General features: G+C 33.3%; 27 protein-coding genes and 1 riboswitch. Of the genes, 1 reads left to right on the forward strand and 26 read right to left on the reverse strand.

What is annotated here, in order from left to right; genetic code table 11:
* Positions 1–246 (reverse strand): (2Fe-2S) ferredoxin domain-containing protein, encoded by a 246-nt coding sequence (locus ACREV6_RS03685; RefSeq protein WP_431576665.1) that lies wholly within the window; start codon positions 244–246, stop codon positions 1–3.
* Between the two features lie 135 nt (positions 247–381).
* Here ACREV6_RS03685 and ACREV6_RS03690 point away from each other — a divergent pair, with 135 nt between their 5' ends.
* Complete coding sequence (locus tag ACREV6_RS03690; protein WP_431576666.1) at positions 382–1326, forward strand: LysR family transcriptional regulator; 945 nt, start codon at positions 382–384, stop codon at positions 1324–1326.
* A 105-nt stretch (positions 1327–1431) separates the two neighbouring features.
* Here ACREV6_RS03690 and ACREV6_RS03695 read toward each other — a convergent pair whose 3' ends face one another.
* From ACREV6_RS03695 to ACREV6_RS03815, 25 genes are all read right to left on the reverse strand, one after another.
* Complete coding sequence (locus tag ACREV6_RS03695; protein ID WP_431576667.1) at positions 1432–2073, reverse strand: precorrin-2 dehydrogenase/sirohydrochlorin ferrochelatase family protein; 642 nt, start codon at positions 2071–2073, stop codon at positions 1432–1434.
* Between the two features lie 97 nt (positions 2074–2170).
* Positions 2171–3139: a porphobilinogen synthase gene (hemB, locus tag ACREV6_RS03700; RefSeq protein WP_431576668.1), complete on the reverse strand. Its 969-nt coding sequence runs from the start codon at positions 3137–3139 to the stop codon at positions 2171–2173.
* A complete protein-coding gene (gene cobA / locus ACREV6_RS03705) occupies positions 3132–4607 on the reverse strand; it encodes a uroporphyrinogen-III C-methyltransferase (RefSeq protein WP_431576669.1) in 1476 nt (491 codons plus the stop codon). Before cobA ends, hemB begins: the two co-directional genes overlap by 8 nt.
* An 18-nt stretch (positions 4608–4625) precedes the next feature.
* Entirely contained in the window at positions 4626–5498 is an 873-nt protein-coding gene (hemC, locus tag ACREV6_RS03710) for a hydroxymethylbilane synthase (RefSeq protein ID WP_431576670.1), read from the reverse strand.
* Between the two features lie 44 nt (positions 5499–5542).
* Positions 5543–6268: a precorrin-6A reductase gene (gene cobK / locus ACREV6_RS03715; RefSeq protein ID WP_431576671.1), complete on the reverse strand. Its 726-nt coding sequence runs from the start codon at positions 6266–6268 to the stop codon at positions 5543–5545.
* Positions 6265–6984 (reverse strand): precorrin-3B C(17)-methyltransferase, encoded by a 720-nt coding sequence (gene cobJ, locus ACREV6_RS03720; RefSeq protein WP_431576672.1) that lies wholly within the window; start codon positions 6982–6984, stop codon positions 6265–6267. Before cobJ ends, cobK begins: the two co-directional genes overlap by 4 nt.
* A complete protein-coding gene (gene cbiG, locus ACREV6_RS03725; RefSeq protein ID WP_431576673.1) occupies positions 6984–7949 on the reverse strand; it encodes a cobalt-precorrin 5A hydrolase in 966 nt (321 codons plus the stop codon). Before cbiG ends, cobJ begins: the two co-directional genes overlap by 1 nt.
* Positions 7946–8701 (reverse strand): precorrin-4 C(11)-methyltransferase, encoded by a 756-nt coding sequence (cobM, locus tag ACREV6_RS03730; RefSeq protein ID WP_431576674.1) that lies wholly within the window; start codon positions 8699–8701, stop codon positions 7946–7948. The genes cbiG and cobM overlap by 4 nt, the downstream gene beginning before the upstream one ends.
* Positions 8702–8703: 2 nt before the next feature.
* On the reverse strand, positions 8704–9360 hold the full coding sequence (gene cobI, locus ACREV6_RS03735) for a precorrin-2 C(20)-methyltransferase (protein ID WP_431576675.1): 657 nt from the start codon (positions 9358–9360) through the stop codon (positions 8704–8706).
* Positions 9357–9908, reverse strand: a complete 552-nt coding sequence (gene cbiT / locus ACREV6_RS03740; RefSeq protein ID WP_431576676.1) for a precorrin-6Y C5,15-methyltransferase (decarboxylating) subunit CbiT — start codon at positions 9906–9908, stop codon at positions 9357–9359. Before cbiT ends, cobI begins: the two co-directional genes overlap by 4 nt.
* A complete protein-coding gene (cbiE, locus tag ACREV6_RS03745; RefSeq protein ID WP_431576677.1) occupies positions 9895–10491 on the reverse strand; it encodes a precorrin-6y C5,15-methyltransferase (decarboxylating) subunit CbiE in 597 nt (198 codons plus the stop codon). The genes cbiT and cbiE overlap by 14 nt, the downstream gene beginning before the upstream one ends.
* Positions 10488–11564 (reverse strand): cobalt-precorrin-5B (C(1))-methyltransferase CbiD, encoded by a 1077-nt coding sequence (gene cbiD / locus ACREV6_RS03750; protein ID WP_431576678.1) that lies wholly within the window; start codon positions 11562–11564, stop codon positions 10488–10490. Before cbiD ends, cbiE begins: the two co-directional genes overlap by 4 nt.
* Entirely contained in the window at positions 11557–12189 is a 633-nt protein-coding gene (locus ACREV6_RS03755; protein ID WP_431576679.1) for a precorrin-8X methylmutase, read from the reverse strand. Before ACREV6_RS03755 ends, cbiD begins: the two co-directional genes overlap by 8 nt.
* A complete protein-coding gene (locus ACREV6_RS03760) occupies positions 12180–12548 on the reverse strand; it encodes a sirohydrochlorin chelatase (RefSeq protein WP_431576680.1) in 369 nt (122 codons plus the stop codon). Before ACREV6_RS03760 ends, ACREV6_RS03755 begins: the two co-directional genes overlap by 10 nt.
* 182 nt (positions 12549–12730) lie before the next feature.
* Positions 12731–12904, reverse strand: a riboswitch (cobalamin riboswitch).
* A complete protein-coding gene (locus ACREV6_RS03765) occupies positions 12866–13069 on the reverse strand; it encodes an HTH domain-containing protein (RefSeq protein WP_431576681.1) in 204 nt (67 codons plus the stop codon). (Overlaps the previous riboswitch by 39 nt.)
* Positions 13070–13097: 28 nt before the next feature.
* The gene (locus tag ACREV6_RS03770) at positions 13098–13436 is read right to left on the reverse strand and encodes a hypothetical protein (RefSeq protein WP_431576682.1); all 339 of its coding nucleotides are present in this window, start codon (positions 13434–13436) and stop codon (positions 13098–13100) included.
* Positions 13437–13575: 139 nt separating this feature from the next.
* Positions 13576–13932: a hypothetical protein gene (locus ACREV6_RS03775; RefSeq protein ID WP_431576683.1), complete on the reverse strand. Its 357-nt coding sequence runs from the start codon at positions 13930–13932 to the stop codon at positions 13576–13578.
* Between the two features lie 894 nt (positions 13933–14826).
* Entirely contained in the window at positions 14827–15306 is a 480-nt protein-coding gene (locus ACREV6_RS03780; RefSeq protein WP_431576684.1) for an NUDIX domain-containing protein, read from the reverse strand.
* A 357-nt stretch (positions 15307–15663) separates the two neighbouring features.
* Entirely contained in the window at positions 15664–16782 is a 1119-nt protein-coding gene (locus ACREV6_RS03785; RefSeq protein ID WP_431576685.1) for a 4-hydroxybutyrate dehydrogenase, read from the reverse strand.
* A 66-nt stretch (positions 16783–16848) separates the two neighbouring features.
* Entirely contained in the window at positions 16849–18213 is a 1365-nt protein-coding gene (locus ACREV6_RS03790; RefSeq protein ID WP_431576686.1) for an aldehyde dehydrogenase family protein, read from the reverse strand.
* Between the two features lie 42 nt (positions 18214–18255).
* Entirely contained in the window at positions 18256–18786 is a 531-nt protein-coding gene (locus ACREV6_RS03795; RefSeq protein ID WP_431576687.1) for a 2-oxoacid:acceptor oxidoreductase family protein, read from the reverse strand.
* 15 nt (positions 18787–18801) lie between these two features.
* A complete protein-coding gene (locus ACREV6_RS03800) occupies positions 18802–19584 on the reverse strand; it encodes a 2-oxoacid:ferredoxin oxidoreductase subunit beta (protein WP_431576688.1) in 783 nt (260 codons plus the stop codon).
* Positions 19581–20714 carry a 2-oxoacid:acceptor oxidoreductase subunit alpha gene (locus tag ACREV6_RS03805; RefSeq protein ID WP_431576689.1) on the reverse strand — a complete coding sequence of 378 codons (1134 nt, stop codon included), beginning with the start codon at positions 20712–20714 and terminating at the stop codon, positions 19581–19583. Before ACREV6_RS03805 ends, ACREV6_RS03800 begins: the two co-directional genes overlap by 4 nt.
* Positions 20707–20895: a 4Fe-4S dicluster domain-containing protein gene (locus tag ACREV6_RS03810; protein ID WP_125005648.1), complete on the reverse strand. Its 189-nt coding sequence runs from the start codon at positions 20893–20895 to the stop codon at positions 20707–20709. The genes ACREV6_RS03805 and ACREV6_RS03810 overlap by 8 nt, the downstream gene beginning before the upstream one ends.
* Positions 20896–20909: 14 nt before the next feature.
* Positions 20910–22241: an acetyl-CoA hydrolase/transferase family protein gene (locus ACREV6_RS03815; protein WP_431576690.1), complete on the reverse strand. Its 1332-nt coding sequence runs from the start codon at positions 22239–22241 to the stop codon at positions 20910–20912.
* Positions 22242–22244 lie beyond the last annotated feature (3 nt).

Consider the following 22244-nt stretch of genomic DNA (forward strand, 5'->3'; position numbering starts at 1 on the left):
TTAACCAACCTTCTTTAAAACATATTTATCAAAAACCTCTGTTAAATTCTCTTTTGTTACTCCAGTTATAAGCTGCTCATCCACTTTTATGGTTACGCCTTCCCTGCAATAACCAAGACAAAAGGCAGGATTAACATGAACCCCACTATCTAAATGTTTTTCAGTTATCATTGCCTTTAACTCATTCATTATTGAATAAGATCCTCTAACGTGGCAACTACTTCCTATGCATACTAAAATATCCATTTTATGCTCTCCTTTAAAAATGTTTATTTATGACTTCGATTAAGAATTATTTGTAAAAATTGATAAAATATTAACAATATTTCCATTGTAACATTGAACTTTGGGAAGAGGTAATGTATAATTTATATATTACATATGTTTAATAATGAATGGGTGAGGGCTATGAATCTATTACACTTAAAATACATTGTTGAAGTTGAAAAAACTAATTCTATTACAAAAGCTGCACAAAATCTATTTATGGGACAACCTAATTTAAGTAGAGCTATTAAGGATTTAGAAAAGAAGATTGGAATTATTATTTTCAAGCGTACTGCTAAAGGGGTTGAACCAACTAGAAAAGGTGCTGAATTTTTATCCTATACAAAGGCGATTCTATCTCAAGTTAATGAGTTAGAGTCTTTGTACAAGCCTTGCGAATCGGATGTCATAAAGTTTAATATATCTGTTCCTAGAGCAACTTATGTTTCTGTGGCATTTTCTGAGTTTGTTAACTCTCTAAATAAGGAAAGAGAAATAAATATTTTTTTTAAAGAAACAAATTCTATGGGGGCAATAAATGATGTGCATAACGGAGATTCTAATTTAGGAATTATTCGTTATCAAAAACTATATGAAGACTATTTTCTATCCTTTTTAAAGGATTCGGATTTGGAATATGAACCACTTTGGGAATTTGACTTGTGTCTGCTTATGTCAAAGCACCATCCTCTTGCTCATATGGATGATATTCCATATTATGACCTATGCGATTATACAGAAATTGTCCATGGTGATTTTCAGGTGCCTTCTCGGTCGCCTAGTGAAATTAAAAAGAATGCTAACGCCCCGCTAAATTCAAAGCGAATTTATGTATATGACAGGGGAAGTCAATTTGACTTACTACAAAGGGTTAATGGTTCCTTTATGTGGGTATCGAAAGTTCCACAGGATGTTTTAGACCATCAGAATATGATACTCAGAAAATCTTCTGCTAGTTCATTGGTTAATAAAGATATCATAATTTATAAGCAGAATCATGTCTTTACAGCCTGTGAAAAGATGTTTATTGATATGGTTAAGAATTTTACAAAAAAATGAAAGGACACACACTTATATAAGTGTGTGTCCCATACTATAATTAAATTGATTATGTACATTTAAAGTTGGCGTAAGCCCCGAAGAATTTTGGACCTTATTAACTTTTCACTTCTCTATCTCCTGAGCATATATCATCATTTCTTTTCGAAGGTCCTCTTCCCCTATTTCCCTAAGCCTTTTAATATAATATTCCATATCTAAGGATAGCATTATATCTTTTCTTTTAAAACTTGAATCTATATTTAAAAGAAGCTCTTTTCTAAAATCGCCTAATATATTTACAAATATACTATAGCTATCATCAAATTGAAGATCTAACTTCTTTCTAAGTAATTTGCTATAAAAGGGACATTTACCATTAGTAGATACTGTTATTGTTAGATCTCCCCTTTTAACTTTTGCAGGAACTATAAACCTACTACTTTCTAAATCATCTACTACATTTACAAGAATATCTTTTTTCTCGCAATCCTTAGCTATTTTAGAATTAATACCCCTATCATTAGTAGCTGCAATAACTATAAAAACCTCTTTAATATATTCGCTTTTATAACTATCTTCAATATATATAATGCTTTTATTATCAACTAATGAATTTATGTTTTCATTAATTCCCATGGAAACTAGCGTTACTTTAGCTCCATATTCAATAAGCTCATTAACTTTCCTATAGGCAACATTTCCACCTCCAACAACTAAACATTTTTTATTTTTAATATCAATCATCATTGGATAGTATTTAGTCATAGTAGCATTCCCCCAGAAGATTTATGTGTTTAATGCTCACTAGTCAGTATTTTTATATTGACCAGTGAGCATTATAACTATATTTCCATCTTAAAAATTAATCTTCCTTAAGCCATCTGCAAGCATCTATTGCATAATAAGTAATTATAATATGCGCACCCGCTCTTTTTATTGATGTTAACATTTCCATTGCAATATTTTTCTCATTAATAAGTCCCTTTTCAGCTGCAGCCTTAACCATTGCAAATTCACCACTTACACTATAAGCTGCTATTGGCACATCAAATCTATCTCTTGCCCATCTTATTACATCAAGATATGAAAGAGCTGGCTTTATCATAACAATATCAGCACCCTCTTTTATATCATCCTCAATCTCGCACATTGCCTCACGTATATTTGCTGGGTCCATTTGATAGGTTTTTCTATCTCCAGATTGTGGCGCTGAGTGAGCAGCTTCTCTAAATGGGCCATAAAATGCAGATGAATACTTTGCACTATAAGACATTATTGATACATTTTTAAAATTATTTTCATCCAAGATATTTCTAATAGCCAGAACCCTTCCGTCCATCATATCAGATGGTGCTACCATATCCGCTCCAGCTTTTGCATGGGAAAGCGCTATTTTTTCTAAATAATGAAGTGTTGCATCATTATCAATTACGCATCCGTCCATTATGCCACAATGTCCATGGCTTGTAAACTGACACATGCATATATCTGTAATTACTAAAAGTTCACTATTAAGCTCCTTTATTTTTCTTACACCCCTTTGAACTATTCCATCATCTGTCCAAGCGGAAGTTCCAACCTCATCCTTTGTGCCAGGAAGTCCAAACAAAATAATCCCCCTAATTCCAGCCTTTTGTACCTCATTTATTATTTCATAAAGTCTATCCACTGAATAATGATAATTTCCTGGCATTGATGAAATTTCTTCTTTTATATTTTCACCCTCTACAACGAATATTGGTAATATAAAGTCCTTAGGTGTTAATATTGTCTCTCTTACTAAATCCCTTATTGCTGTACTTGCTCTTAGTCTTCTTCTTCTATTAATCATTTTTTTCTCCTTTTAATTGCAATAAATTTTTGATTATTCCATCACTAGAATATTCATCGCATACACTATATTTAATATCATTTTTACTGAGTTCACTGCCCGTTATAGGACCAATTGCTATACATTCTTTTTCCCTTATTCTATTTATTCCTAGCATTGATATCATATTTTTAACCGTTGAAGGACTTGTGAAAATAACAATATCCACATTATCAAATGCAGGCTCATTTTGAAGTGTGCCCTCCACAGTTTCATAAATAGGAACCTCATCCACAGCGCAATTAAGTTTTCTAAGTTCATCTCCTAGATATGCTCTAGAATTTTTGGACCCAGGAATTAATATTTTATCACCAGGTTTTGCATGTTTTTTAATCTCTAATAGAAGAGATTCAGAAACAAATTGCTCTGCAATAATTAAGGGGTTTATTCCCATGCTTCTTATTGCCTGAGCTGTAGCAGGACCTATTGCACAAAATTCCCCAGCTATCTTTCTAATATCAAATGCACTAGCCTTTAAATATTTGAAAAATAAATTAACAGCATTTACACTTGTAAAAACTAGATAATCATACAAATTTAGTTTTTCAATATAATTCACTAAATTTTCTGTGGTATCCACTATTTTAATTGAATTTATGGCAGTTACTTGTGCTCCTAAATCAAGCAGTTTTTCACTAATCTCTTCACTTTGCTGCTTTGAACGTGTTATACATATATTTTTCCCAAATAGAGGTTTTCTTTCATACCAATTAAGTTTCTCACTTAAATCAACAACTCCTCCAACCACAATTATGCAGGGAGATGCAAGTCCCGATACTGCTACCTTACTGCATATATTGCTAAGGGTTCCTACAACTTTTTTCTGCTTTGAAGTAGTTCCCCTCATAATAACAGCGCAAGGGCACTCTGCATCCTTGTTATTATCTAGTAGAGAATTTGTTATAATCTCTATATTTTTAAGTCCCATTAAAAATATCAATGTTCCACTTAACCCAGCTACACTTTTCCAGTTTATATCTAATTTCTCTGCACTTTGTCCAGTAAATACGTGGAAACTCTGCGATACTCCCCTTTGAGTTACAGGAATTCCTGCATAATTTAAAACAGCTATAGCTGAGGTAATTCCTGGAATTACTTCAAATTCAATTTTCTCATCTTGGAGTCTTAGGGCCTCCTCACCGCCCCTACCGAATATATATGGGTCACCTCCCTTTATTCTTCCAACGGTTTTTCCATCTCGTGCTAGGTTTACAAGCATATCATTTATTTCTTCTTGGGTTTTGTAATGGCATCCAGGTTCCTTACCGCAGTAATATATTACGCATTCTTCATTTAAATATTTTAAAAGACTATCATTTGCAAGCCTATCATATAAAACTGCATCACACTTCCCAAGAACTCTCTTACCCTTAAGTGTTAAAAGTTCTTCATCTCCAGGGCCTGCTCCAATCAAATATACTTTTGACATAAAAAGCACCACCTTCCCTTAATCATTTATTATCTTTTCACCAAGCAATTCTCCAAGCCTTATATAATCATATTTGCTTCCCAATATATCTTTTTTAATAAATTTTCCATTTATTTCAAATACGCCCATTATATACATGTCCTCATTTTGTATTCTAGCATATGCTCCAATTGGAGAATGACAGCCTCCATTTAATCGTCTCATAAAACTTCTCTCCGCATCCACGCATATCCTAGTTTCCAGGTGTTCTATGCTTTTTAATATATCAATATAGGAGCTTGTCTTTAATGCTTCAATTCCAAGTGCCCCTTGACCAATTGCAGGCACAAACTCATCTACATCAAGATACTGAGTTATAATGCACTCCATGCCACACCTTTTTAGTCCAGCTGCTGCCAGTATAATGCCATCCAAGTTTTCCTTTTCTATTTTTTCTACCCTAGTTTGAATATTTCCCCTTATGGGTACCATTAAAGCATCCGGTCTTAGTTTCATAATCTGAGCAGAACGCCTTTGACTACTTGTTCCAATTCTTGCACCCTTTGGTAAATCCTCAAGAGGAATACCATTCATAGATACATAAACATCCCGAGCATCCTCACGAATAGGCATTGAAACTATTTGAAAACCTTCTGGCATGGCGTATGGCACATCCTTCATGCTATGAACAGCGGCTTCTGCACGTCCCTCTAGCATTGCAATTTCAATTTCCTTTACAAAGACGCCCTTGCCACCTATCTTATCCAAGCTTACATCAAGTATTCTATCTCCCTTTGTATCCATTAAAAGCTTTTTGCAAATTAGTTTATGTTTGTTGTATATCATACCCATAACAATATCAGTTTGAATCTGTGCTAGTTTACTTTTTCTTGAAGCTATTATTATTCCCAAATCATGACCCAACCTCTCGAAATATATATTTTATATTAATCCAATCATAAAATCAAGGCTAGCAATTTATCCATATCATCTATTCCATCCTCAAATCCACGTCCAATTACTATAGGGGTAATCCCACATTTAAAACAAGCCTCTATTTTCTCTGGTGTTCCCCCAACGCTTCCACTGTCCTTCATAACAACATAATCCGCATTATATTCCTTAAATAAACTCATATTAAGATCTTCAGAAAAGGGTCCTAGCATCCCAATTATGTCCTTCATTTTAATATTGTTATTAACACACTCCTGAATGCTAAATATAGTTGGAAGTATCCTATATATAAATCTTTGCTTATCTTTTACCTTCTCAAAATCTTTTATATTCTTAATCCCAGTTGTAAATAGAACATGTCCCTGAACTCCTTTTAAAAATTCAATACATTCTGATATGGTGTTAACATAAACAACATTTTCAAATTCAGTTTTTTTACGTACAAATCTTAAGTACTTAATTTTAGCCTTCTCACAGGCAAGTCGTGCATTTTCACTGACTTCAATTGCGTAAGGATGTGACATATCTATTACAGTTTCAATGTGTTTTGTTTTTACAAATTCTAGCATTTCTTCATAATTCATTCTCGAAACCACAACATTCTCATGTTCATCCTCTATTACCTCACTGCCACTATAGGTTGCAACAGATATAATATACTTAAGTAACCCCTTTATTTTAGATATTAAAATAGTGCTTTCTGTGGTTCCTCCAATAATCCATATCAAAGGTTGTACCCCCTTGGAGTTATCATTTTACCGTCTTTTATATAGGTTTTGCTATTGCCAATAAGTACAACTGTCATCATATCTATAAATTCAAAATCTACAGTGTCAAGAGTTACTATTTTCCTATCATTGCCCTCTCTACCTGCATTTTTAACAAGCCCTACTGGAATATCTCCCTTCTGATGGCTTCTTATTATTTCAATTGCTCTTTCTATTTGGGTTTTCCGGCCTCTGCTCTTTGGGTTATATATTGCTATTACGAAATCAGCATTTGCCGCCGCCTCAAGCCTTTTTTCTATAACTTCCCAAGGCGTAAGTAAATCACTAAGGCTTATTGTGCAAAAATCATGCATAATAGGTGCTCCCAGCTCTGATGCAGCGCAAAAAGCAGCGCTAACTCCCGGAATCACCTCAACTTCTACATCATAAGCTAGCTCAAGTATTAACCCAGCCATACCATAAAGCCCTGGATCTCCAGTGCTTATAATACAGGTGTCAATTCCATTTCTAACCTCCTGCAAAGCCAATTTGCATCTTTCTATTTCGCCCTTCATACCAGTTGAAATAATTTTTTTACCTACTATTATCTCTTTTACAAGTTCTATGTAAAATTTATATCCAACCACCACTTCACATTTTTTTATTACATTTGCCGCCTTATATGTAAGATTATCAAGACCACCAGGGCCAATACCAACTACGTAAAGTTTAGCCATTATTTTCCTCCTTTAGAAATAGCAATAGTAATCCCATTTATTGCAGTTCTAGGGACTATTATTTCTCCACCAGCAATAAATGCGCAGGGCTCACATACGGAAGATACACCAATTGTCTGCTCCACAAATGCGCTTTTATTAAATTTACCCTGAACTACTTTAATAGCTTCTCTTGAAATTACCACCATTTCACATTTTAAATACTGACAAGCGTCTATTATGCCTTTTTCATCCTGCTTTACATCAACGGTTGCAATTTGTTTTATACTATTTATACTTAAATTATTATCAATAAATACTGTCCTTAGTGCATTAATTATCTCGTCCATAGTTTTTCCACGTCTGCAACCTAGTCCTACTGTTATATTTTTAGGTCTTAAAATACAACTAGGTTTATCATAATTAATATGGAGTTTTGAACAAACAAATATTGCTCCTGCTTCATGATACTCTACAATACTTCCATATCCTATTTTAGCTTCAATTTCAGATTGAAGCTTTATATCTTCTCCAGAAAGCATCATAGAGGTTATTTTTTTTGCATCGCCAAAACTCTCAATAAAAAGATTATTTCTTTTTGCAAACATGTCAACGGCCTCTATTCCTCTGCCATCTGAGGCGGTTGTAATTATGGCTTGGCATTTAAGACAATCTGCTATGCGCTCTGCAAGCTCATTTGCTCCACCAATATGCCCTGACAAAAGGCTTATTGAGTACCTTCCCAGGTCATCCACCACAACTATGGCAGGATCAACACTCTTATTTTTTATAAAGGGTGCTGATATTCTAATTGCAATTCCCGTGGAAGAAATAAAAACAATTCCATCATAATCTTCAAAAATACTGTTTAGATTAATTTTGTAATTTTCCTTAGAATATATATGTACTTCATAATCTGAGGAGTTTTTTATTCTCTCTGCAATAGCTTCTCCACTCCTTGTAAAGTAAAGACAGGCAATTTTCATTTTACTCCCTTTCGGAAGGCATGAGTAAATCCAGGATGGTATAATAATGAACGTTCATATTCTCCATCTATAAAATATCCCACTAAAATTTGAGAAAAATTCCCTATCCCCTCAGCTTTTACTTTTTCAGCTATATTACAAAGTTTCCCCATTACAATTTTTTGCTCTGGCCAGGTGGCTTTATAAACAACAGCTACTGGAACATCTGAGCTTCCATAACCCTTAATAAGTTTGGATACTACATTTTCAATATCTTGAACTGATAGGAATATAGCCATAGAACATTTATGCGAAGCAAGCTTTTCTAAATCCTCCTCAGGTGGCACTGGTGTTCTTCCTTCCATTCTAGTAATTATTACAGTTTGACTTACATTTGGAAGAGTAAATTCTTTTTTAATTGCCGCAGCACTGGCAGTAAATGAACTCACTCCAGGAATTACACTATACTGCATATGGTGTTTATCAAGTTCATCCATTTGCTCCCTGATTGCTCCATAAATTGATGGATCTCCAGTATGTAGTCTTACAACTATTTTATCACTGTTTTGCTGGCTTACCATTACTGAAATAACCTCTTCAAGAGTCATTGAAGCACTATTGTATTTTTCAAACCCACTTTTGCAAAATTTCAAATGTTCTTCCCATACAAGAGAGCCTGCATATATAACTACGTCTGCAGCTTCTAAAATTCTTCTTCCCTTAACTGTTATTAAATCAACATCCCCTGGTCCTGCACCTACAAAATAGATCAATATTATTTCCTCCTTGCATATATCAAAGACATATAATCGTTATCTTCAAGTATTTCTGATTTTCCATATATTAATGTTTCGTTTTCTTGTGTACATCTTTTCACACAAACATATTCAAACCCATGTTTTGTTAGTTTGTCCATTATATCTAATTTATTTTTTATTATCTTAAGCACACAAACTGTATCAACCCTCTTAAGTATTTCCTCGTCTAGAGTCCCATCTGCAAGGTAAAAGCTTTCATCTCTTAGCGTTAGAGGCAATGAAAGTCTTGATGCTGCTGCATTAAATGAAGTTATCCCTGGAATGGTTTCCACAATGAGATCCATTTTTTTAAGCTGAAACATCAAATATAAATAAGTACTGTAGGTCATTGGATCACCAAGGGTTAGGAATACTCCAACTTGGTTCTCACCCAGTATTTTATTTATTTTAATAGCTGCATTTATATATCTTTCTTCATTGTCTTCACCCATAGGGAACTCAATTTCAATAACCTTCTTGTCCACAATATAATCACTAACTATTTTTCCTGCAAGACTATTTCCCTTGCTGCATGGCAAAAACACATAATCACAACTACGAATTAGATTATAACCCTTAAGTGTAATTAGCTCTTTGTCCCCTGGCCCTACTCCTATTCCATAAATCTTCCTCATATTTTTCTCCCCTTAACTATATATACAGGGTTTTGACCCTTCATAAGTCCCAGTCTATCCATAACTGCACATTGAATAAGTCTAACCTCAATATCTTCATAGCTTAACTGCTTTAACAAATTTTTAAATTGAATCATGTTATCAGGGATAATAAAATTCCCGCAAATAAGTCCACCCCTTTGTTGCTTTCCACTTACAGCGCAAACAATATCATGAAGTTTCCCACCACTTCCACCAATAAAACATTTATTAAAATCTTCAATATTACAAAGTACCTCTGGCGCATTTCCACCTATGACATCTACGCTTGCATTAAACTTTTTAGCATTTTTAAAAATAAGTTCTAACCCTTCAGTCTCTCTCTCAACTGCAAATACCTTTGCACCTTGAAGCGCTGCTTGAATAGATATTGAACCACTTCCTGCACCAATATCTAAAAATACATCATCAGCTGATATATCAAGCATTGCAAGGGTAAGAACTCTAACCTCAAATTTAGTCATAGGAATCTTTCCACGTATAAACTCCTCATCCCTAAGCCATTTCATTTTCTATCACCACCACTGATATATTCCCTGCTATTTCTATTTCGCCACCTATATCATTAATTAATATAACTTCCTCATCATAAGAGAGATTATACCCAGTATATATTTTTCCAACTACCCCCAGTTCATATAATCTTTTCGATATGAAATCAGGGTTATTTTTGCTATCCGTAAGTATTACTGATAGCCTACTTTTAATAACTTTTGAGAGGTTTTCTTCTCTTCCATGAAGACTTATAAGTAAGGCATCCTGCCAGCTCTTTTTTAATTTTGACATCATATATTGGAAGGAAGAAATTCCTGGTATTACCTCTCCAACTACAATACCCTTCTTTATTAGGTAATCTATAATACCGAAAAAACAAGGATCCCCTGAGGCAAGTATTGCTGTATTTACATTATCATCTAAGTTTTCTATTATCCCATCAACCCTATTTACTTCAATAACATCATTTACTAGAATTTTTGCGGTGCTAGCTATTCTGCCAAATGCAATAACCCTATCTGCGGATTTTACTGCATTTATTGCTTCCATTGTAATATATTTTATATTTCCTGGACCCATTCCAACAACTTTAATCATAGCTTCCTCCCAAGTATTCCATAATCCATTGAATACATAATTACATGGATGCTAAATTCATCATCCTTAAGATATCTTTTTATTCTATCAATAGAGCCAGCTATCATATTATTTATCACAACAGTATAATTGCTATCTATTATAAGCTTAAGTGCCTCTTCTGAAGTTTTACATTCATTAACAGAATTTATTAGTGTAAGGGGTGCACTATTTAATGCAAGATAATAAACAAAAGCTTCGATCCTAACATCACAAATCTTACTATGTGTATTAAAGGCTCCAATAGATAGCTTGCATAACTTTCCAATATGACCCACAAGGGTTATTTTATTAAAGCCCTTATTTTTAGAGTAAAGTAGCATATCGCCTATAAAGTTTGATATTTTTATTTTAGCTCCCTGAAGATTTAAATCAGAAACAACCTTTTCACCATAATTTCCGAGGAACAACACTATTTCCCTTGTTCCCTTGTCATAGGCATCATCAATTTCTATATAAATACTTTTTTTAAGCGCATCTTCAGACATGGGCTCAACTATTCCCTTTGTTCCAATTATGGATATACCATCAATTATTCCAAGATTTGAATTAAAGGTTTTCTTAGCTATTTCCCTTCCCTTCGGTGCGTAAATCAATACGTTAAACCCACAATTTGACACCTTTAATAATTCATCTGCAATCATTTTCCTTGGAACAGGATTTATTGCCGCTGTGCCACTCTTTCCCCAAAAACCACTTCTTGTAATTCGGCCTATGCCCTCTCCTCCATCAATGAGGATCTGAGAATCCTCTCGTTTAGACACTCTTGCGTATATCTCTATTTTGTCCGTAGAATCAGGATCATCTCCTGCATCTTTAACAATGCAACAATAAGCATAACCTTCTTCTATATGAATATCTCCAGGCTTCAAAGTAAGCAGGATTCCAGCAGGTGTATCTATGCATATATTTTCTAACTTTTCGCCACTTAGTAACATTTTAGCCGCAGCCTTTGCCGCCGCTGCCGCGCAGCTTCCAGTTGTATATCCACATCTAAGGCTTTTCCCATATTTTATTACATAGTGGTCATTCATCTCGATTGCCATCTAGCGCCATATATATTAATGCATTTACTATGGATGCCGCCACATTACTTCCGCCCTTTGTACCTATTGTTGTTATTGAAGTCACATCAAATCCCCTAATATATTCCTTAGATTCTGCGGCCCCAACAAATCCAACAGGAACCCCAATAATAAGCTTTGGTGTCACCTTATTTTCATTTATAAGCTCACCAATTCTATATAAGGCAGTGGGAGCATTACCTATTACAAAAATATCAACTTGGCTTCTTGCTGCATAATCCATAGATGCCATGGATCTTGTTATGCCCTTTAACTTTGCATTCTTAAATATTTCCTCATGTCCAATAAAACATTCCACAGTGCAGTTTAGCTTTTCAAGTGCTCTTTTATTTATTCCAGAAAGCCCCATAGTTGTATCAGTTACAATTCTGCATCCACCCTTTATTGCCTTAATGCCTTCCTCTATTGCTCCTAATTTTATGTTAACTATGTTTTTGTAATCAAAATCTCCAGTGGTATGTATTGTCCTTTCTACAACCTTAAGCGCCATGGGGCTAAGTCCATGTTCCCCAAGCTGTGCCTCAATTATATCCATGCTTTTATACTCTATTTCCATAGGTTTTTTTAAATACATGTTAATTCGCCCTCTGCATTTTCTTTGAGGATATCTGCAATTATATTATTGTATCCAATTGGTTTTGCCACTGATATTTTAAGGTCTTCATACTTGGCTTTAACTTCTTTTAAAATTCCAGGAATATCTTCCTTAATATGAATTCCTGAGAAAAGAAAATATGGAACTACTACTAGGTCGCGAGTACCATTTTTATACATAATGTCAATTGTATCCGGTATGTTTGGCGCACATAACTCCATAAAACATCCCTCCACATTCCCCTCTACTTTCAACTTAAAATTATCTAGCATCCTATTAAAAACCTCTAATGCCTCTTTTGATCTACTTCCATGTCCAACAACTAATATACTCTTCATCTATTTACTCCTCTCAACTTTATTTTAACTTTAAAATCACTATGACCAAAAAAATAAAAATACTCGACCTACAAAAGGTCGAGTAAAAGATTTTACAAAAAATAAAATGCCTTCACATCCCATGTGAAAGCAATATAATGCAAAAAGCATATATAATTGCCATCCCGTCCCTCCGTAGGATAAAGCTGTATATCATCTAGGCAGGTCTCCTGGCTTACGGGTCACTCTCCTCCAACCTTCCCAGCGCTTGCCAGTGGTATAGATTTGTCTCCGTGTACAGTAGCGGGGGCTGCAGTGGATTTAGACCACTTTCCCTATTAAACCTTTAAAAGGTACCTTAGATAACTATTTATTAAGTTATTATTGTTATTATAGACTATATTTACATTTACTGCAACACCTGTGTAAGAATATAGCATATATAAGTCTCTATGCATTATATATGCTAAAGTTTCATAGTTAATTTCAAACTCACTTATCAATACATCTATTACGGCCTTAACTCGTTCATCTTCATACACTCAATTAGGAATTACAAATAAAATACACCTATTTAATGGATGGGACTATTACTCCTAATATAAATAGGTTGAATACTGATATTGCCAGTAGAATAAATAATCCCGTTGAACCTTTACTCAATTCAGTATTATTAATATTAATTGAAATCATTAGGAATAGCATTCCACATATTATACCCTGTATTCCCAGTATTTTAGATGTCTTGTCATGATTCTTAGCTATTGCTCCTCTTATACTGGAATTACAAAATGTCCTTAATTTCATTGAGGATTTAACTAATATTTTAGATGTATTTGTTAATAAATTTATACTGTCCAATAGTATCACTACCGAAACTACTATAAGTACTACTTGTCCTATATTCACCACAAACCTCCTATTATATGTTTTATTTTCTTTTATTTATACAGATAACCATTATTACTATTCAATTGCTGCGCACTTTTTTTTACAATTGTGACAAAATTTAAGAAAAATATTACTCACATCCTAATAGGAATAATACTCATATTCCGAAATGAATTAAAAATTTATTGTTCTCCATTGCTTCATATAACATGTCAATCAATAATCCAAGTTGTTGCGATTTATAGTGCCTATTCGCTCTTATAACTATGTCACTAAATTGTTGAAGAGACTCTGGTGGGATAAGAGTTATTCCATCATAATTAAGACCCCATACTGGGTAACTTGTGGTGTGTGCATAAACTTTCATTTTTTTAAAATCTTCGAAATAATTGTGAAGCATTTCCTCAATAAAATCATCATTAACGGAAATACAATTATATTCTTCAGGGTCATAAAAGTCATACCGTACGTTATACATAATTTCATCCATTATTCCAAATTCATGTTTAGTCAAATTATCCCCCCAATAATACAAAGTTATGTCAGACTGAAATACAATTACGAAGTATATATATTTATTAATTAAAGATTTATAATTAATTACTGAACTTAATTTTACCTAATCATCTTCCTTATCTGTTCACAAATATCTTGCTGTGTATATTCATAATAATGTCCATCCTCATCTGGTTCAAGTTCTTCACCAAACTTCTCAAGTATAATCTTCTCTTAATTCTTGTATATATTTTAACCTTTTTAAAATATTTGAAAGTTACACAATGTACTTGTGTAACTTCACTAACCTTATTTACTAACAATTTTTTGTATTTTGATATAGAATATCAATTTGAATGTTACTTAATACTAATATTTGATATTGTTATGTAATATATTACTTTTAAGTACACAGGGATGTAGGGACAAACCATGAGTAGGTACCGTACCCCTTATTAGTATAACTAACTATTTTTTAAAATCTTTATAGGATTTATAAGTAAGATAAAACCCTAATACTATACAGCCTAAATATGTAATTATTGTACTATAAGCTTTTTTATATAAAATAAAAAAAACGAATAAAGTTATACAAAGAATTAGATACAATATTGCAATTATAAGCTTAATTAATAATAGGTTTTTTTTCATAAATTTCACACCTCTTCTTTACTGTTATAAACAATGACTTAATTACTGAATCTAACATAAAATCACACCCCCCTCCATTAATATTTATTATAGAAATATTTATTATAGAAATATTTATTATAGAAATAATTGTTTTTTCATAACGTTTTGCTTTACACCGCAATATCTTACTGATACGTTACAATATTTGAAAAACATGCATTAACTCAACTGCACATTATGCTCATTTTGTTCAGTAAGACAAATTAAAATTTAACAACTATCAACCATGATTATATTGGATACGTTCCGCACCTAAAAACATAGGCATTTCATTTTTAATCATTTTTCCAATATTGTAATTTAAGGCATTAGGCAATAGACGAATTTCATCTAAATGTTCTATGTCAACCCATTCACTGCTAACTTGCATTTCATCAATTTCTGTTGGATTTTTTGCAACATCCCCAACTAATTCACATAGAAAAATGTGATACATCTTATGAATATATTCTGGGGATAACTCTCTCGTTTTAGGATTTTCACATATTTCTTCACATAATGCTATAAATGTCTTTGGAATAACACAATATCCAGTTTCTTCAAGACATTCCCTAATCACCGCTTCATGCAATGTTTCGTATGTATGTTGCCCACCACCAGGCAATGAGTAATAATCACCGTTATACTCATCAAAACATTTGTTCAATAACACCTTATTTTTATTAACAATAATTGCTTTTGCTGTACTTCTAATACTCATTTTAAACTCCTCTACATTAGTCTATGTCACTGTTCTAATAAATTATTATTTGCGTTTGAATTAGTCACGGTAGACACACTAGTTACTTAGTTCGCCTACTTTCATTATACTACAATTTTTAACACTATATCTTTATTTTACCTATAATGTTTTTTTATTTTTAACCATTATTTAACTTAAAGCCTTCCCTCTCAATCACTAACTTAACAAAAAAAGATATCAAAACTTAATTACAAAGTTTTAATATCTTTTTAAATTATCACACCTCTACATTTTTCTTTTTAGTAGCAAGAAGCATTTCACATATTCTGTATATTCAAACATATTCCCTTTAAGGAATACCTCCACCTCAACCTACTATTTATACAACCTCCTATATACACCCCTAATATCCTCCAAGCTCATTTCTACATAATTATTTTGAAGCAGTCTCCCCTGAGTTTCTATAACCCCTTGGCTAAATATTTCTATTTCCTCTTCCTTCATGCCATACTCATTTAGATTCTTCCTTACTATTAGATTATTTAGTAGCTCTTCTAATGCCTCATATGCTTTTTCTTCTGGCACATTAAGAATATCAGCTATAAATTGATTAACCCTCTTGATTTTTCCATTTGGATTACTTCTATTATAGAATTTGAATATTTCTATAAAGAATGCATAATTTGCTTCGCCATGAGGCACATGATATTTTCCTCCTAAGGGATAGGATAGTGCATGTACAGCTCCAACTCCTGCATTTCCAAAGGCTATGCCAGCATAGTTACTCCCTATAAGAAAGTCTTCTATTATCTCTTTTCTATAATCCACACCTTTTTCTTTTATAGCCTTATAACCATTTATTATTATCTTAATAGCCTCAAAGCTAAACATTTCGGTGTAAGCATTTGCTTTTGGGGATACTAATGACTCTATAGCATGTATAAGCGCATCTATTGAACTATATACAAAGAATTCATAAGGAAGTTCGCGCACAAGTTCTGGTATTAAAACTGCATAATTAGCATATAGCTCGTCTGCAGCAAGACCCATTTTTGTACCTTTTGATTTTATTTCTGTAATTGATATATTTGTAACTTCACTTCCTGTTCCACAGGTTGTAGGAACTATTATAAGCGTCTTTTCCTTTACTATAGGTATCTTTTTTTCAAAAAGCTCTTTAGTTGTTGTTACATCCTTTAATATTAATATTTTAGCAATATCTATTATAGAACCGCCACCTATTGCAACAACTCTATCTATTTTCTTATACTTTATTTCTCCTATTATTTTATCTATTATATCATCTGAAGGCTCTTTTAAATTGTAGTCTTCTTGAAATATATAGTTACAATTTGTATTTAAAGTTTTAAGGAATCTTTCATATAAAAATTTGTTAGTGAATATTAAATCCTTTTCCCCTAGTTTAAATTCATTAGCGAACTCTAAACAATTATCAAATTTACATATCTGTGGTCTTAATTCTAAAAGTTTCATTATTACCCTCCCATATTCCTAATATCCGAAAACAGCTGACAATTGTCAACTGTTTTATCGTTTAGCCTAATTCCAAATTTCTTCATCTGTTAATACTTTTGCATTTTCATTATATAAACCTATTCTTGAAATATTTATAAGATGCTTGTAATCTAAGTTTTCTGAAATACTGTTATTTCCCCAGGAACCACATCCAAGTGTAGTTGTTGGAGCAAATCCATTTTTCGCTCCACCACCTGCACAAGTTGCTGATGGTTGATTAACTACTACTCTACTTACTGTTAATTTATCACCAGCTAATTTTATATTTTCCATACTATTTGAATGTATAGCGCAAGAGTGACCCTTTCCTTCTACTTCTAAATTACTTTGAGCTATGTGAATTGCATCTTCAAATTTATCATATTCAAAGGCAACCATAACAGGGCACATTTTCTCTTTACATAATAGATCCTTGTCCCCATATCCCCTAGCCTTTAAAACTATAACCTTAGTTCCCTTAGGAATATTAACTCCAGCCATATTAGCTATAAATTCAACACTTTGACCAACTATTTTTCCATTTATAGTCCCTTCAGGAAATATTACCTTTGCAAATTTTTCGATTATTTCTTCATCTTCTACGTAATAAGCTCCATTTTTCTTAAACAGGCTCATTATATCACTAAACTTCTCTTTTGGTGCTATTATAGATTGCTCCCCTGAGCATATTATTCCATTGTCAAAAGTTCTTCCTTCTATAATCTTAAGCACAGTCTCCTCTATATCTACATCTCTATCAATTATACATTGAACGTTTCCAGCACCAACGCCATAAGCTGGCTTTCCACTACTATATGCAGCCTTAACCATTCCCATTCCACCAGTTGCAACAACTGCATCTACCTTCTTCATAAGATCATTTGTAAGCTCTATAGATGGTTCTTCTATAACCTGAATTAAGTGTTCTGGAGCCCCTAATTTCTTAAGTTCCTCATTGAATAAACCTACTACATATTTGGCACATTTTTTAGCTCTTGGATGAGGAGCTATTACTATTGCATTTCTCCCTTTTAATGCAAACATCGAATTACACATAGGTGTTACTATTGGATTAGTACATGGAGTTACAGCTCCAATTATGCCCATAGGCTTAGCCACTTTTATAATTGCATTTTCAATATCTTCTTCTATTATTCCAACTGACTTCTTATCCTTTAAACTTTTCCATATCATTTTTGACTTTCCTTTATTTTTTGCTACCTTATCATTGTAAACGCCCATTCTAGTTTCATCTACAGCCATTTTTGCTAATTCTTCTGCTCTATCATATACTACTTTTCCAATAGCCTTTACTACTTCATCTACTTGACCTTGAGAAAATTTTTCAAATTCCTTTTGAGCCCTTCTTCCCTTTTCCATTAATAAATCTACATAACTTTTTGTTTCCATGTTTAGTTCCCCCTATCAATCTTTGTAATTTTAAATTTATTGTTACGCTAAAGCTTCAACCATAGATATCCCTTTATTAAAAGCTACCATATTTTTATCCAAAGTGGCCCTTGGCACATTTTCACTTATAGCTTTCTTTAAACTTTCATAATTAACTAATTTTGTTACTGCTGCCAAGGCTCCTAAACATAACATATTTATGCTTTGAGGATTCTTAAGCTGCACTTCTGATGCCTCTATTAAAGGTAGTTTAATGCAATTACTATCTCCTTCGATATCTACAGTTTCATCTACAATTACAACAGCACCTTCTGCTGAATTGTTTTTAAACTTGTCATACCCACTTTGACTTAAGGCTAAAATTATATCTGCATTGTCTACCCTTGGATAAGATATATCCTTATCCCAAATTATTACATCTGCCCTGCAGCATCCACCTCTAGATTCCGGTCCATAGTTTTGAGTTTGAACAACATGCATTCCTTCCAGTACCGCAGCTTCTGCCAGTATTATTCCTGCTTTAACTATTCCTTGTCCTCCAAGTCCCGTGAAAATTATTTCTCTTTTATCCATGATTAAGCTTCCTCCTTAAATTATCACCTGGGTGCTAATATATTTTAAGTACTGCTCTACATATTCATCTTCATTTTCATCCTTGAAAACTCCTATTTTAAGTTTTTCATTTTCTGCTCCACCATTTTTAAGAACATTTATCATATCTGAAGGCTTCTTTAATTTATTTCTTCTTCCATATTGAACGGGGCAAGTAGTTAGTGCTTCCACCACTGAAAATCCTTTTCTTAAAATGGCAGCTTCTATAGATTTTACTAAGTGATTGTAATGCGCTACTGTACTTCTAGCTATATAAGTTGCTCCTGCTGCATCACATAACTTGCATATGTCAAAATCTCTACAAAGATTTCCACCTTCAGATGTAGTTGTTCTTGCATCCTTTGGCGTTGTAGGTGAACATTGCCCTCCTGTCATTCCATATATATTGTTATTGAAAACAATTACAGTCAAATCTATATTTCTTCTACAAGCATGTATTAAATGATTTCCACCTATAGCGGTTGCATCACCATCACCAGATATTACTATAACTTTCATTTTAGGATTTGCTAGTTTTATTCCTGTAGCATAAGGTATAGCTCTCCCATGTAATGTGTGTATTGTATCAAAATTCATATATTGAGCTGCTCTCGATGAGCAGCCTATACCCCCTACAATACATATATCCTCTTTATTTATATTTGAAGCATCTATAGCCTCAACTAATGCTTTTAATATTATTCCATTACCACATCCACTACACCATATATGTGGCAATTTATCTTTCCTTAAATACTTATCTATTAGCCCTTGATTCATCTGTGCTCTCCCCTTATGGCATTTACAATTTCACTTGGCTCAAATATTTCACCACAATACTTATTTATTCCAACTACTTTGCACCTGCCTTTTGATATTCTATCTATTTCATTTATAAGCTGTCCTGCATTTAGTTCCGGTACAAATATATTCTCTATATTATTTTCCTCTATGATTTTTTCTAATTCCTTGTCTGGAAATGGGCATATAGTATAAGGTATAAATAATCCTGTGTCTTCAAGGTTTTCACCTTCTACTAATTCCTTGCATACTCTTGCTACAGAACCAAATGAAACTATTAGATTTTTGCAACCCTTTGTTTTAATATCTTCATATCTAACTATGCTACCCCTATTATTTTTGATTTTACATAAAAGTCTAGTTATAAGATCTCCAGCTACCTCATTTGAATTTGATGGATATCCATATTCATCATGGCTAAGTCCTGTAACGTGAAAATTAAAACCCTCACCTATATTTGCCATGGCCGGTACCATATCTTTTGTAATCTCATAGGCTTTGAATCCATTTTTATTACAATAATCCGGTTTTTTCCTATGGACTATTTCAGCCTCATAATCCTCTAAAGATATACTTTCTCTCATATGAGCAATAACTTCATCTAATAGCAGTATTACTGGGACTCTATACTGTTCTGCATAGTTAAATGCTTCTATAGTTAATTTATAAATACTTGATACACTTATAGGTGTTATTACAATAACTGGGTGATCTCCATGAGTTCCCCACATGCTTTGCATTACATCACCTTGTGATACTGATGTTGGAAGTCCTGTACTTGGACCTCCTCTCATAACATCTACTATTACGCAGGGTATCTCCGCCATTGAAGCGTATCCTATAACCTCTTGCTTTAATGAAAATCCCGGTCCACTTGTAGCTGTCATTGATTTTAAGCCTGCTAGTGAAGCTCCAACTACTGCTGCCATACCTGCTATCTCATCCTCCATCTGGATAAACTTGCCACCTACCTTAGGCAATTCTACCGATGCTATTTCAGCAATTTCACTAGCAGGACTTATTGGATAACCTGCATAGAACTTCATTCCAGCTTTTATTGCACCCGCAACGCAGGCTTCATTTCCTTGCATTAATACCATATTACTCATTTTTGTCCCCTCCTATTGTTATAGCAAAATCAGGACAAATTCTCTCACATATACCACAGCTTATGCATAAGTCTCCCTTTTCAACTGTTGCTTTTCCAAGGCTCATAACTAAAACCTTTTTAGGACAAAAATCTATGCAAAGCTGACATCCTTTACAATACTCTTCTTTTATATAAACCATCTTTTTATCATCCTTTACTTATGAATCTTATAATATATAAAATAATCAAATTTACTATCAAATCTTCTTTCCCACTCTTTAATTAGCTCTCCCCTAAATTTAGGATGAGCTATATTTATTAAAGCTCTGCCTCTTTCTTTTAATGTCTTTCCTCTTAGTTCTGCTATACCATACTCCGTAACTACATAATGAACATCTGCTCTTGATGTTGTTACTGTAGCTCCATTATCTAAAAATGGGACTATTCTAGAAACTGTGCCTTTAGAAGCTGTTGATGGAACTGCTATTATTGCTTTACCACCTTTAGATCTATTTGCACCTCTAATAAAATCTACCTGTCCTCCCACTCCACTAAATTGCTTAAGTCCTATAGACTCTGATGCTATTTGTCCCATCAAATCTATTTGTATACATGAATTTATTGATACCATGTTATCATTTTGACTTATAACATATGGATCATTTACATAATCAACAGAGAACATATCTATCATTGGGTTATTATCTGCAAAATTATATAGTTTTTTTGTTCCCATTAAAAATGTAGCTACTATCTTATTTTTATGAATTGTCTTTTTCCTATTATTTATAACTCCAGCTTCTACAAGGTCTACTACTCCATCTGATATCATCTCTGAATGTATACCCAAATCCTTTTTATCTTTCAAATTTAAAAGTACAGCGTCTGGCACGGCACCTATTCCCAGTTGTAATGTAGATCCATCCTCTATAATAAAGGAGCAGTTTCTTCCTATTTCATTTTCTACTTCTCCTATTTCGCCTTTTTTAAGTTCCATAATTTCATAGTCGGCCTCTACTATGTAATCTATATCTTTAAGATGTATAAAATTATCGCCAAGTATTCTTGGCATCTTCTTATTAACTTCGGCTATAACTATGTCTGCACACTCTGCAGCTACTTTAGTGTAATCATTTGAAACTCCAAAGCTACAAAAACTATGTTCATCAGGCTCTGAAACTTGAATTATAGCCACATTTACCTTTAAATACTCTTCTCTAAATAATCTTGGGATTTCTGAAAAAAAGCAAGGTGTGAATTCTCCTCTAGCACTATTTATAGCTTCTCTTGTAGATGCTCCAGCAAATAAGGAATTATGCTTAAAGTGATGAGCCATTTCTTCTCTTGCATATTTTCCTTTTCCCATTCCCACCATGTGAACTATTTCTACATCTCCATAACTTTCCTTATTTTCAATCATTGCATCTATAACTAGTTTAGGTTCTCCAACTGCATGACCAATAACTACCCGATCTCCAGAGTTTATTTTTTGCGAAGCTTCACTAGCCGTAACTATTTTTTCTTTATATACCTCTTTCCACTCCATAAG

This window comes from Clostridium sp., assembly GCF_050717515.1.
In the GTDB taxonomy this organism is placed as follows: domain Bacteria; phylum Bacillota; class Clostridia; order Clostridiales; family Clostridiaceae; genus Clostridium_AD.